8 protein-coding genes are annotated in these 13,216 nt (G+C 55.5%); 7 read left to right on the top strand and 1 reads right to left on the bottom strand.

Features of this window, described 5'->3' with window-relative positions; translation table 11 throughout:
* Positions 1–2 precede the first annotated feature (2 nt).
* The 6 genes from lysS (at position 3) to Mal52_RS22490 (ending at position 7,175) form a co-directional block, all read left to right on the top strand.
* Positions 3–1,457, top strand: coding sequence for a lysine--tRNA ligase (gene lysS / locus Mal52_RS22515; RefSeq protein ID WP_231962417.1), 1,455 nt, complete (start codon positions 3–5; stop codon positions 1,455–1,457).
* Between the two features lie 330 nt (positions 1,458–1,787).
* Complete coding sequence (locus tag Mal52_RS22510) at positions 1,788–3,344, top strand: ABC transporter permease (protein ID WP_145378773.1); 1,557 nt, start codon at positions 1,788–1,790, stop codon at positions 3,342–3,344.
* Positions 3,345–3,486: 142 nt separating this feature from the next.
* The gene (locus Mal52_RS22505; protein WP_231962416.1) at positions 3,487–4,221 is read left to right on the top strand and encodes an ABC transporter ATP-binding protein; all 735 of its coding nucleotides are present in this window, start codon (positions 3,487–3,489) and stop codon (positions 4,219–4,221) included.
* Between the two features lie 253 nt (positions 4,222–4,474).
* Positions 4,475–5,335 carry a branched-chain-amino-acid transaminase gene (gene ilvE / locus Mal52_RS22500; protein ID WP_145378772.1) on the top strand — a complete coding sequence of 287 codons (861 nt, stop codon included), beginning with the start codon at positions 4,475–4,477 and terminating at the stop codon, positions 5,333–5,335.
* 241 nt (positions 5,336–5,576) lie between these two features.
* A complete protein-coding gene (gene ubiE, locus Mal52_RS22495; RefSeq protein ID WP_145378771.1) occupies positions 5,577–6,281 on the top strand; it encodes a bifunctional demethylmenaquinone methyltransferase/2-methoxy-6-polyprenyl-1,4-benzoquinol methylase UbiE in 705 nt (234 codons plus the stop codon).
* A 213-nt stretch (positions 6,282–6,494) separates the two neighbouring features.
* A complete protein-coding gene (locus Mal52_RS22490) occupies positions 6,495–7,175 on the top strand; it encodes a UbiX family flavin prenyltransferase (RefSeq protein WP_145378770.1) in 681 nt (226 codons plus the stop codon).
* A gap of 51 nt (positions 7,176–7,226) precedes the next feature.
* On the opposite strand, the gene topA is transcribed toward Mal52_RS22490, so the two are convergent.
* Positions 7,227–9,911, bottom strand: coding sequence for a type I DNA topoisomerase (topA, locus tag Mal52_RS22485; protein WP_145378769.1), 2,685 nt, complete (start codon positions 9,909–9,911; stop codon positions 7,227–7,229).
* Positions 9,912–10,286: 375 nt separating this feature from the next.
* Between topA and Mal52_RS22480 the strand changes: the two genes are divergently transcribed.
* Positions 10,287–13,025: a hypothetical protein gene (locus Mal52_RS22480; RefSeq protein WP_145378768.1), complete on the top strand. Its 2,739-nt coding sequence runs from the start codon at positions 10,287–10,289 to the stop codon at positions 13,023–13,025.
* The last annotated feature ends 191 nt before the right edge of the window (positions 13,026–13,216 follow it).

Below are 13,216 nucleotides of genomic sequence, written 5' to 3'. Positions count from 1 at the left end.
AAATGGACCGTTTTGAACGTGATCGTCTGGTCAAGCTCGAGAAAATCGAGTCACTCGGAATCGATCCGTGGGGACAACGGTTCGATAATCACCAGCCGATCGAAAAAATCCGCAGCATGGCGCCTGCGGAGTCGGGCGTGACTGGCGAACGGGTACGGATTGCCGGACGGTTGATGTCGCGGAACAACAAGGGCAAGCTCAAGTTCTATTTTCTGCAGGATTGGTCCGGCAAGGTCCAACTGATGGTCTCCCGGGCGGATGTCTCGGAGGAACAGTGGGAATTGATCGGCGCGCTGGATATCGGCGACTTGATCGGCGTGGACGGCACGCTGCGGTTGACGAATACCGGCGAAGTGACCGTCTTTGTAGAGACGATCACCTTCTTGACCAAGTCGTTGTCACAACCGCCGGAGAAACATTCAGGCGTCAAAGACATTGAGATCTTGTTGCGGCAGCGGTACCTCGATTTGATTTACAACGAGGGCGTCCTTGAGCGGATGCTCAAGCGGACGGAAATCATTGCCTCGATGCGTCAAACGTTGGCGGGCGAGGGATTTGTCGAAGTCGAAACCCCCGTGCTGCACGCCATTGCCGGCGGTGCGGCAGCGAAGCCGTTTATTACACATCACAATGCGCTGGACATTGATCTGTACTTACGCATTGCTTTGGAATTGCACCTGAAGCGGTTGATGGTCGGTGGCGTCGAGCGGGTTTTTGAAATCGGCCGCGTGTTTCGCAACGAAGGGATCGATGCGACGCACAATCCGGAATTCACGATGACGGAGATTTATCAGGCGTACGGTAACTACGAATCGATGATGGATCTCACGGAAAAAATCGTCGTCGATGCTGTGAAAAAAATCTCCGACGAAATGGTGCTGCCTTGGGGCGAAGAGACGATCGACTTCACCCCGCCCTGGCCGCGCAAGACCTATGCCGACTTGTTCGCTGAACATGCCGGTTGCGATATGCATGACAGCGCCGCAGTCGCCGAGGTTGCCGCCACACACCACATTGAAACAGCCGACAAGCACCCCGATGTGATTGTCAACGACGTCTTTGAGGCGACGGTCGAGGATCATCTGCAAGGACCGGTCTTCGTGATCGACTACCCGGCTTCGATTTGTCCGCTGACCAAACGCAAACAAGACAACCCCGCAATCGCCGAACGTTTTGAACTGTTCATCAAAGGGATGGAGTTGGCGAACGCGTATACGGAATTGAATGACCCGCGCTTGCAAGAGGAGTTGTTCCTCACGCAATTGCAGGGGCAAACGGAAGAGGATTCGATGGCGAAGATGGATCATGAATTCATCAAAGCTTTAAAGGTCGGCATGCCGCCGGCAGGTGGATTGGGAATCGGCATCGACCGTTTGGTGATGCTGCTGACTGATAGTCGCAGTATTCGGGACGTGATTTATTTCCCGTTGTTGCGGCCGGAAGGTACTGAGGAGTAAGGGGTTTTAGGTATCTGTTTGCGTACAACGTTTTTTAGTGGTCAGTGGCCGGTGGCCAGTGGCTAGAGACATAAAGAGTTTTTTGCCTGTTGCGGTTGGTTTTCTGGGGGACGTTTTGAGTCTGTTCCCTTCAGTTTAATGGTGGGAGACCTTCGGTCGGGCGATGTGCGGGGTCGGGAGACCCGCGCACAACTTGTGGATTAAGTGCGGGGTCGGGAGACCCGCGCACAACTATGCGGGAGACTCGCGCACTACTATTTGCGGAATCGACGGACGAATACGAGGGGACGGGATGTCTTCTCATCACATGGCCAAAGGACTGGCGAAAACATGTACAAGTATCTTCTCTGCACGCGCTATTTGCGGACTCGGTATATTGCGTTGACCTGCATTGTCAGTGTCACGTTGGGCGTGGCGACGATGATTGTCGTCAACAGCGTGATGAGCGGGTTTAGCAGCCAAATGAAGGAACGGATTCGCGGCATTCTGGCCGATGTGGTCCTGGAAACGGGCAGCGCCGATGGCGAACAGGACCCCGACCGGATCATGGCTCGCATTCGCCATGCGGCGGGTGAGCATATTGAGGCGATGAGCCCCACCGTCGAGGTGTATGGCATGCTCAGCTTTCGCTCATTCGGGCAATACATCACCAAACCGGTGACGATCATCGGCATCGAACCCGAATCCAAAGCCAAGATGGGGACGCTGACCGATCATCTGTACAATTTCATGCCCCAACGGGATGAAGAAGGGAACCGGATTGGCCCGCCCCGCTATGTGGCGAACGTGCCGGCTTCATTTGACTTGCACCCCGACGATCAAGAGTACCGCACAGCGCAAAAAGAAAGCGAAATGCGGATGCGGGAACATAGTCGGATGATGAACGAGTTGGAGCCGGTCGAATCGCCGGTGGACAACGCGGGAGCAATGGATGCCAGTGAGCTCTTCGCAGGCTCTGAGCTCATTGGCGCCGACGACGAAATGTTTGACGAAGAGCCTGAGGATTTGACGTCCCCACTCGAAGGTCGGGTCTATATCGGCTCGGAACTGGTGACATACAAATACGAAGATCAAGCGACCGGAAAAATCAAGACGCTGCCGATGGTTCGCGTGGGTGATGACGTGCAACTGAGCACCGTCGGTTCCGGGCGGCCTCCTCAGGCAATCCACTTCGACGCGACCGTGGTTGATTATTTCAAATGCGGCATGAGCGAGTATGACAACAGCTTGGTCTTCTGCAATTTGGATTACCTGCAAAAACAACGCGTCATGATTGATCCGCAAACCGGTCTGACTTCGGTGACATCGGTGCAGATCAAATTGAAAGAATCGGCCGACCCGGCCGTCGTTGTCGGTTTGTTGCGGGGAGAATTCGAGCCGGGACGGTTCGCCGTGCATACCTGGGAGCAAAAACAAGGCCCGTTGTTGGCCGCGGTTGAAGTGGAATCGGCGATCCTGAACGTGTTGCTGTTTCTGATCATCGCAGTCGCCGGCTTTGGCATTTTGGCGATCTTCTTCATGATCGTCGTAGAGAAAACACGCGACATCGGCATTCTGAAATCCTTGGGAGCCAGCTCCAGCGGTGTGATGTCGATTTTCCTGGCCTACGGATTCGGCTTGGGTATCGTTGGTTCTGGTGCGGGCGTGGGCATGGGATTGCTGATTGTCTGGAAAATCAATTGGATTGAAGAACAGATCACGTGGCTGACCGGGAAAGAAGTGTTTGACGAACGGATTTACTATTTCCCGGAAATTCCCACCAACATTGAGCCGTGGATGGTGTTTTGGGTCGCAGTCGGTGCCATCGCCATCGCCGTGTTGTCCAGCATCCTGCCGGCACGACGCGCATCGCGACTGCATCCGGTGGCGTCGCTGCGGTATGAATGAGTTTGAATTTAACTGGGTGGCTGGGGACGAGCACCGGCTCGCCCCCAGGTCCAACCACCCATCGTTTGAGACATAAGCGGCTTGTACTATTGGCCCGACACGACTGGGTGGTAAAAAATCCTTCCGCAGGAAACAACTCCTCATGGAAACGGCAGAGATCATTAAAATGCCTCAGCGTCATATCGCGGCAATCGCCGTGGAAAAGGCTTACCGCAAGGGTGACCACAAGATTCCCGTATTGCACGGTGTGAACATCGATGTGAATCGCGGGGAGTTTGTCTCCATCGTGGGCCAATCGGGCTCCGGCAAGAGCACGTTGCTGCACCTGCTGGGATTGTTGGATGCTCCCAGCGTGGGAGAAATTCACCTCGACAGCCAACGCATCGATGACTTATCGGCCAAAAGCCGCGACGAACTCCGCAACCGGGTGTTCGGATTCATCTTTCAGTTCTACCACCTGCTGCCCGAATTGAGCGTGATTGAAAACGTGCTTTCACCGCTGATGATTCGGCATTCGTTGCTGGGCTATTTGCGGCGGAAAAAGCAATTTCAAAACGAGGCCCGCGAGTTACTGGATCGCGTCGGTTTGTCGCATCGGTTAACGCACCGGCCGTCGGAACTCTCGGGTGGAGAAATGCAACGTGCGGCCATCGCCCGGGCCTTGATCGGCAAGCCGGAGGTGCTCCTGGCGGACGAACCGACCGGGAATTTGGACGCAACCACCGGCGGCGAGATCATGGACTTGCTGCGGAAGCTGAACGAAGAAGAAGGCCTGACGATCGTGATGGTGACTCACGACAACGTAATCGCCGAACAGGCCGGCCGAACGGTGCGACTCCGGGAAGGTCGATTGGAAAAGCTGGCAGAGGCTGCTTAGGGCGTCTTTCGACGCAAAAAGAGGGCAATTGCCAGGGTTACTGGGAGGAGTCGAAAGCGGGATCGGAGACTCCCACACGAATTCCGCCAGGCCCGATAACAATTTGATGATTTGTCGTAGGAGACCGGTGCCGATGATTGGTACCGGTCTCGCTGTTTATGTAGACTACGGGGCAACAGTGAACCGGTTCGCGTGCCGGTTTGTCTCAAATTCTACCAAATTCTCCTCCCCCCTCTTTATTTGCGGTACCGAGATGTCATTGAAGGTTTATATCGCCGGCGAACTCGTCGACAAGGCCGATGCCAAAGTGAGCGTTTTCGACCACGGGTTTCTCTACGGCGATGGCGTGTTCGAAGGGATCCGCGTTTATAATGGGCGGGTGTTCCTCATGGACGAACACATCGAGCGGCTGTATGAGAGCGCGCTAGCGATCCGCCTGGAGATTCCGCTTTCGCCCGCTGAAATGACCGAAGCGGTGAACAAGACGGTTGCTGCCAATGGGATTACCGAAGGGTATGTGCGACTGGTGATCTCGCGGGGGGCCGGGACGTTGGGGTTGGATATTCGCCGCACCAGCGATCCCCAGGTGATTATTATCGCCGATACGATTTCGCTGTATCCGCCTGAGATGTACCGCGACGGACTGAAGGTCGTCACCGCCAGCACGATCCGCAATCACGCCGGCGCACTGAGTCCGCGGATCAAGTCGCTTAACTATCTCAACAACATCTTGGCCAAAATCGAAGCGACCGATACCGGCTGCATCGAAGCACTGATGCTCAATGCGCAAGGCGAAGTGGCGGAATGTACTGGGGATAATATCTTCATCGTCAAAGATGGTGTCCTTAAAACGCCGCCGCCCGAGGCGGGGATCTTGGAAGGCATTACGCGGGGAGCCGTCATGGGCTTGGCCAGACAGGCTGGCTTAACGGTCCAAGAAGTTGCCATGGTCCGCCACGACATCTACATCGCCGACGAATGTTTTCTGACCGGTACGGCGGCTGAGGTGATTCCGGTCGTCGACCTGGACGGCCGCAAGATTGGCTCGGGAACTCCCGGTCCGGTGACGAAGGACCTGCTGGAGCGGTTTCAGACGCTGAAAACGGGCGGGTGAATCGGGGGGTTTAAAAAACTCCGCTTTTTCCGGTGAAGGTTCGCTGGTCAGTGCGGTTAAGAGAAAGCCCTCACCCCAGCCCTCTCCCAGGGGGAGAGGGAGTAAGCGTGTAGGGTGCGTCGCGACGCACCTTTCTATGTAGTACGATTGGCGTTCCTAACCAGCCTCGCGACAGACAGACACCAAACAAACACAGCTCTACCAACCACATCGAAATTAGGGTCTCATGGGTCACGGGCAGATGACAGTTGATAAGTCCGGTGGGCGCGTGCGGCGCATGTTTGGTGAGATATCGCCGCGCTATGATTTTCTGAATCATTTCCTCTCCGGCGGCACAGACATTTATTGGCGCTGGCGGGCCGTGCGGTTGGCGCCGCCGGTGGGGGACGCACCGATATTGGACGTCTGTACGGGAACGGGGGACTTGGCATTTAGCTACGAGAAACGGGCGCAAGGCGCTGCTGTCATCGGCAGCGACTTCACGCACGAGATGTTGGTGCTGGCGAATAAAAAACGGGAAGCGGCCAGTGGTTCGCGAATTGAATTTCTGGAAGCCGACGCACAGCGGCTGCCGTTTGCGGACGACAGTTTTCAAATCGTCTCAGTCGCATTCGGACTACGCAACGTCGCCGACACCATGCAGGGATTACAGGAGATGACGCGCGTCTGCCGGCCGGGGGGAAAGGTGGTTGTGCTCGAGTTTTCGATGCCGGAAAACCGCCTGTTTCGTGCTTGTTATCGCTGGTATTTTCGCCACATCTTGCCGCGGATTGGACAATTATTGGCCCGCAACAGTCAGTTTGCCTACAATTATTTACCGCAGTCGGTCAGTGAATTCGCCCAAGGCGAAACGCTGGCAACCATGATGAAACAAGCCGGCCTCGCGAGCGTGATTTACAAACCGTTGACGTTTGGAATTGCCACGCTGTATGTGGGGACCAAGTAGCGGGAATGTTGTCGTTTAGTGATTGCTCAATAAAGATAAACCACGAAAGAAACGAAAAACACGAAATAATTTCAGAGGAAACAACATAGCCTTGCACAGCTGAAATCGAACTCAAGACAAAAATTTGGATGAAAAACTTAGGTTCTTTTTCGTGTCATTTCGTTTCTTTCGTGGTTCTTCTATTCTCATTTCTTAGCCGCGAGCCTTCTAACTATGTCCCCCATCGTGATTGCCCTCACCGGAGCCAGCGGGTCGATTTATGCGCTGCGGTTGTTGGATGTGTTGCTTGATGCGGGGTGCGAATTGCACGTGGTGGTTAGTCCGGCCGCGGCGCTGGTGATGCGGGATGAGTTGGATCCGCAGTTGGACACCGATCAATTTCGCATTGAAACGATGTTGCCTTCTGCTCAGCAGGCAGGGGACGTGCTTAGTCGGTTTCAATTCCCGGCTTTGGAGTCATCAAGCGAGCAGCGTGGGACGCTCCGTGTGTATCATCATCAGGACTTCCATGCGGGGATTGCCAGCGGGTCATTCTTAACGTCGGGGATGGTGATTTGTCCCTGTTCGATGGGGACGTTGGCGGCGATTGCCAGCGGGCAGTCGTCGAACTTAATACACCGCGCTGCTGACGTGCACCTGAAGGAACGCCGCAAGTTGATTGTTGTGCCGCGGGAGACGCCGCTGGGGGTGATCCAACTGGAAAACATGGCGCGGTTGGCCAATGCGGGAGGTGTGATTTTGCCGGCGATGCCTGGCTTTTATCATGCACCGACTTCGATGGCGGACCTGGTCGATTTTGTGGTGGCGCGGATCTGCGACCAACTGGGCGTACCGCACACATTGCTGGAGCGTTGGGGTGAAGCAGACGCAGATACGGGAACGATTGAGCGTTGATCGTCAACTCCCCCCGCTGGAACCGGGGAGCGAACCGCAGTCGCTCTGGAATTAGGAAGCGGTTTTTTTCTTGGTCGCTTTCTTCTTGGTGGTTTTCTTTTTACCCGCTTTCTTTTTGGTGGCCTTCTTCTTGGTCGTCTTTTTCTTCGCTGCCTTTTTCTTGGCGGCTTTCTTCTTTTTCTTCTTCGTGCCGCCCCCCTTGGCCGCCTTTTCGGCGATCATGTCGAGTGCGCGCTCCAGCGTGACCGAATCGGGTTCGGTTTCTTTGGGGAGCGTGGCGTTAATTTTTCCGTGTTTGACGTAAGGTCCGTAGCGGCCTTCGAACACGGCGACCATTTCGCCATCTTCGGGGTGCGGACCGAGTTCTTTCAGCGGTGTCGCCGCTCCTCGTACTTTTTTATTTTTAATCAGGTCAACGGCATCTTCCAGGCCGATGGTGAGCACATCTTTTTCTTTGGGGATCGAGGCGTACACCTTGTTGTGCAGGACGTACGGTCCAAATCGTCCAATGCCCGCTTTGACAACCTTGTCGGTTTCCGGATGCTGCCCGACCGTGCGCGGCAGGCTGAGTAAGTCCATCGCGAGCGGGAGGGTGACATTTTCCGGTTCGACGTTTTTGGGCAGCGAGACCCGTTTGGGTTTGGGGCCGTCCTCGGTGACTTCACCGAGTTGCATGTAGTAGCCGAACGGTCCGTGCAGCACGAAAATCGGCAGTCCCTCTTCGGGGTGCATGCCGATTGGCGTGGGGCCTTCGATTTTTTGCTTGATCAGTTTCTCCGCCATTTCATTGGTAATGTCGGCGGGAGAAATTTCGGCGGGCAGTGAGGCGGTTAGGTTTTCGCCATCTTCCTGCTCCTTCTGTAGATACGGTCCATAACGACCGACGCGGACCTTCGATTCGATGCCTTCCAGGTCCAGCGTGCAAATGTCGCGGGGATCGATCTTTTCCTCGTTGGTCTTAACCTGCGAGTCCAAGCCCTCCTCGCCGCCGTAAAATTCCTTGAGATACGGGAGCGATTCGATTTCGCCGTTGGAAATGTCGTCGAGCGTTTGTTCCATCTTGGCGGTGAAGGCGTAGTCGACCAGATTGGGGAAGTATTGTTCCAGCAATTTGGTGACAGCCATCGCCGTGAAGGTGGGAACCAATTGGCTGCCCTGTTTGCGTACGTAACCCCGGTCCTGAATGGTGCCGATGATCGACGCATAGGTACTCGGCCGGCCGATGCCATCTGCTTCCAGCGCCCGCACGAGCGTCGCTTCGGTGAAGCGCGCCGGCGGTTTGGTTTCGTGGCCGATCGGTTCAAGTTCGCCGCAGCGGAGTTTGTCCGCTTCTTTCATCGGCGGCAGGCTGCTTTCTTGGTCGTCGAGCGCGGCTTCGGGATCGTCGGTCCCTTCGACATAGGCCCGGAAGAAGCCGGGAAATTCGACGTGACGGCCGGTGGCGCGAAACTCAGCATCATCGGCGGCGATGGTCACGGTTTGGAACCGCAAACGGGCTTCAGCCATTTGCGTGGCAGCGGTCCGCTTCCAGATCAGACCGTACAAGCGTCCCTCACCGCCGGAAAGCCCCAGTTCTTCGGCTGTTTTCATCTCCGTCCCAGCAGGGCGGATGGCTTCGTGAGCCTCTTGGGCGTTTTTGCTTTTGGAGGTAAATTGACGTGGGCCGTCGCTGAGGTACTCGTGTCCGTAACGGGTATCGACGCAATTTCGTGCCGCATCGATCGCTTCGGTCGAGAGATTGACCGAGTCGGTCCGCATGTAAGTAATATGACCCGCTTCATACAACCGCTGGGCGGTTTGCATCGTCTGCCGAGCGGTCATGTTCAGCTTGCGGTTGGCTTCTTGTTGCAGCGTACTGGTGGTGAAGGGGGGATACGGTTTGCGGACCTGTTGCCGCTCTTCGATATTGGAGACGTTCCAGTCGGTTTTGAGCAACCGGTCCTTGAGTTCGAGCGACTCCTTCTCATTGAGCAACAAGACATCGACGTCGAGCTTGAGTTTTCCGGTCGCCTCGTCGAAATCCTTACCTGCAGCGATTCTTTTACCGCCCAGGGTCCACAATTGGGCGTCGAATTGCCCCTCGGGCAATGTGTTCAGTGTGGCTTTGAGGTCCCAGTAGGTTCCGCTGTGGAAGGCAATGCGTTCCAATTCCCGCCGCACGAGGACCCGGACGGCGACTGATTGGACGCGGCCGGCGGAGAGTTTAGGGGCGACTTTTTTCCACAATAGTGGGCTGAGACGATATCCGTAAAGGCGATCGAGCACCCGGCGGGTTTCTTGGGCCGAAACCAGATCGGTGTCCATTTCGCGGGGGTTGTCGATGGCGGCTTGGATGGCGGATTTGGTGATTTCGGAAAACACCATCCGTTTGACGGGGACCTTGGGTTTGAGCAACTCGACGAGGTGCCATCCAATGCTTTCCCCTTCGCGGTCTTCGTCCGTCGCGATGATCAGCTCTTGGGCGTTTTTGAGGGCGTCCTTGAGTTCCTTGACGACTTTTTTCTTTTCTTTAGGGATGATGTACAGCGGTTCAAACTCGGAATCGACATTCACTCCCAGTGTGGACCACGGTTCTTTCTTGACAGCGGCCGGAATCTCCGCAGCGCCGGCTGGCAGATCGCGGACGTGCCCCATACTGGCCAGGACGATGTAGTCCGAGCCGAGGTAGCCGCTGATCTTGCGGGCCTTTGCCGGTGATTCCACAATCACCAGTCCTTTGACTTTCTTTTTGGCCACCGCCGTGATTCCTTCCCCAAATCCAGTGTTGGACTTGCCTTATAGTTGTTCGCAGCTAAAATGCGCGGCTGTTTCGCTCCCAAGGTCGGCCAAAAAGTTTTGGCGGATCGAGGATGATGAAAAACGAGCGTCGTTCGGAAGATGACATTGGGCAATGGCTGGCTTGCCCTCGGGTTGACCGGCCATCCATAAACAAATCTTCCACACGCTGTCAAGGTCGCCTGAAAAATCAGGCAGCAAAAATACCGAACAAGAAATCTACGAAATCAGTCGCGCACATCGGCGAAAACAATCGTTCCCCGCAACGGGTCGCCAGTCCTGCGACGCGTGTTTCGAACGTTTACCAGCGCGAATTCGACTCATCAGGAAATTAGCATGAAATCACCGTTTGCCTTAATTCGCAAGTACCAAAAAACGCTGATGGTGGCATTGACGCTATTGGCGGTTTTCGCATTTGTCATCGCGGATTCGTTGTCGCGTTCGATGCAAGGCCCGAGCTTGCAGGACAAGGTCGTTGTCAAAACATCGGCGGGTGATTTGAATAAAAGCGACATCGATGCCTTGGTACGGCAACGGCAATTGGCCAACCGGTTCATTCAACGGGCCGCGACCGTGTGTGAAATCGATTTTCGCCAGATCCAACAAATGTTTTTCCGGCACGGTCCTGGCGATGACATCCAAAAAGACGTGCTGTTTGGGTATTTGCTGACACAAAAAGCGGATGAAATCGGCATCACGGTGGCCGACAGCACGGTGCAGGACTTTATCCGCCAATTCACCGATGGCAAACTGAGCACCAATGATTTTCGCGACATCGTTAGCGAAATGCATGTCAGCCAGAACGATATTTTCAATGCCCTTCGTGGCGAATTGCGGTCCCGGACCGCGCGCGAGTTGTTGTCGCCGCGGGCACCGTTGGCGCCGGAGCAATACTGGGACATCTACAAAAAACTGCAAGTTGCCCAGGTGATGGAAATCTCGCCGGTGATTGTCGAGGACTTTGTGAAAGAGGTTCCCGAACCTTCCGATGCCGATCTGCAAAAATGGTTCGACACCTACAAAGACGATTTTGCTGTCACGAGCCGCGAAGATTTCTCCCCCGGGTTTAAGCAGCCCCGCAAAGTGGAACTGCAGTACTTGACCCTGCGATTCGCCGATGTGCGTAAGCAAATCGAAGAGTCAAAGTCAGTGACGGATGAGGACATCGTTGCCTACTACGAGGCGAACAAGGACATTCAGTACGTCATCGATCCCACACCGACGCTGGACGGAGACAGTCCGTTCAGCTTTGATGGAGAAGGGCCAACACTCGACGCGCCGGAGGCCCCCAAAACAGACAAACCAGCAACCGACGCACCTAAAACCGAAGAACCCAAAACGGACGAATCCAAGACGGAAGAACCAAAGGCAGAAGAACCTAAAACAGAGGAACCCAAGGCAGAAGAGTCGGAGAAACCAGCCGAAGGGCCTGCGTTGAAGACCGACGATGCGGAGACTCCTGCTGCCAAGGAAGAGACTCCTCCAGCGGCTGACGATGCCAAACCCGAAGAAACCAAACCCGAAGAGCCGGCCGCTGAAGAACCAGCCGCTGAGGAACCGGCAGCCGAAGAGAAGAGTGATGATCAATCGTCACTGCTCCCCAGCGGCGGAACCGGTAGCTCGCTCGGTACGTTGGTGGCATTGACGGCATTCGCGCAAGACGCATCCGATGAGGAACCAGCTGCAGAAGAGCCTGCCGCTGAAGAGCCCGCTGCGGACGAACCCGTTGCTGAGGCGACTCCTGAGGAGCAACCTGCAGCGAAGGACGATGAACCCAAGCAGGCTGAACCGACTCAAGAACCGGCAGCTGAAACAACAGAACCCAAATTGACCGCACCGGCCGACGAACCCGCGAAGGCGGATCCCGCCGAAGGTGACCCCGCCCCGGAAGGGACGGAACAGCCGGAAACGAAGCCGGAAGTAAAGTATCGGGAACTAGACCAAGGTTTGAAAGACGAGATCCGTACGGAGTTGGAGAATGAGCGGACGCGGGCGGAATTGGATCGTCTGGCTAAAGAAATCGTGGAGCAGATGGAGGATCTTGTCGACCTGCATTTGCCGAATACGGACCCCGAAGAATCGTTCGACGATGACGATTTCGAAAACCAGAAGACGCGCGAGGAACTTCAAGCTGAAACGGAAAAAAATGCCGCGGCGGAAGCCCCGAAGGCTGCGGAAAGTTTGAAAAAACTGGGCAAGAAATTCAATGCTGCGTATGCCTCGACCGGTCTGGTCTCGGCGCAGGAACTCTTTGACATGGGCCGGAATGAGGATGGCGAAGCATCGATTGAAGACTCGATTGGTGACAGCCGCCAAGCAGGGGGCGTGGTTCTTCCCGGTCAGCCGCGAACCTCGACGATTCAATTGGCTTTCAGTTCGCAACTTTTGTATGGCCCGTACGACGTCGAAGGGACGATCAACAGTGACCGCTTTTTGTTCTGGAAGGTCCAGGACCGTGCGGACCACGTCCCAGCTTCGTTGGCTGATGTGCGGGACGAGGTGTTGAAATCTTGGAAGCTGGCCAAAGCCCGTGAATTGGCAGAAGCACATGCCAAGAGCTTGGCCGAATCGGTTGGAAACAAAGAACTGGCCAAGGCACTTCCCGAAGGAACACCTGTTGGCGAGACGATCTCGTTTGCTTGGCTGTATCAACCGGAAAATGTTAACCCCAGCCCGATGGCCCGTCGTCCTCCGCCGACGATTTCGGAGGTCTCATTCGCGGCTGCGATTGCCGATCAGACGCGGGTGACTGTCGCCGATGAGACGTTCATGAAGACCGTTTTTGATGAACTCGGGGTCTTCGATGTCGGGGTGGCTTCCAGCGGAGATCTCTCGGCGTACTACGTTGTACGGATCAAACAGCGTGATTTAGCGGATCCTGACGTCGACGGCGGTCAGTTCATGAGAGAGAACAAGTTCACGCATCCGGCACTGCGGGCATTTATGTCCACACCGTATGACGAACTGGCAGTCCACGCCCAGCAAGTTGTGCTCTACGAATGGAGCGAGGATTTGAAAAAATCGTTTAACGTTGAGTGGGTGAACAACTCAGCGAAGAACGGCAGCGACGGCTGAATGCGAGCGGTCCGCCGCACGCATCGCTATGTACGTGCGGCGGTACTGGAGCACGGATTGCAACAAAATCTGAGATCTCACCAAAAACGGCTGCCAACACTCGCGGCATTCCATTCGTAATGCCTTATACCTGGTGAGCGGTCCTAGGTTCCCGACACGAGCGGTCGCGGTTTTCCCGGCAGTTGACTGGA

Source organism: Symmachiella dynata, from assembly GCF_007747995.1.
Taxonomy (GTDB): Bacteria; Planctomycetota; Planctomycetia; order Planctomycetales; family Planctomycetaceae; genus Symmachiella; species Symmachiella dynata.
The sequence above is the reverse complement of the archived record's forward strand: the minus strand, read 5'-3'. Positions and strand labels throughout refer to the sequence as shown.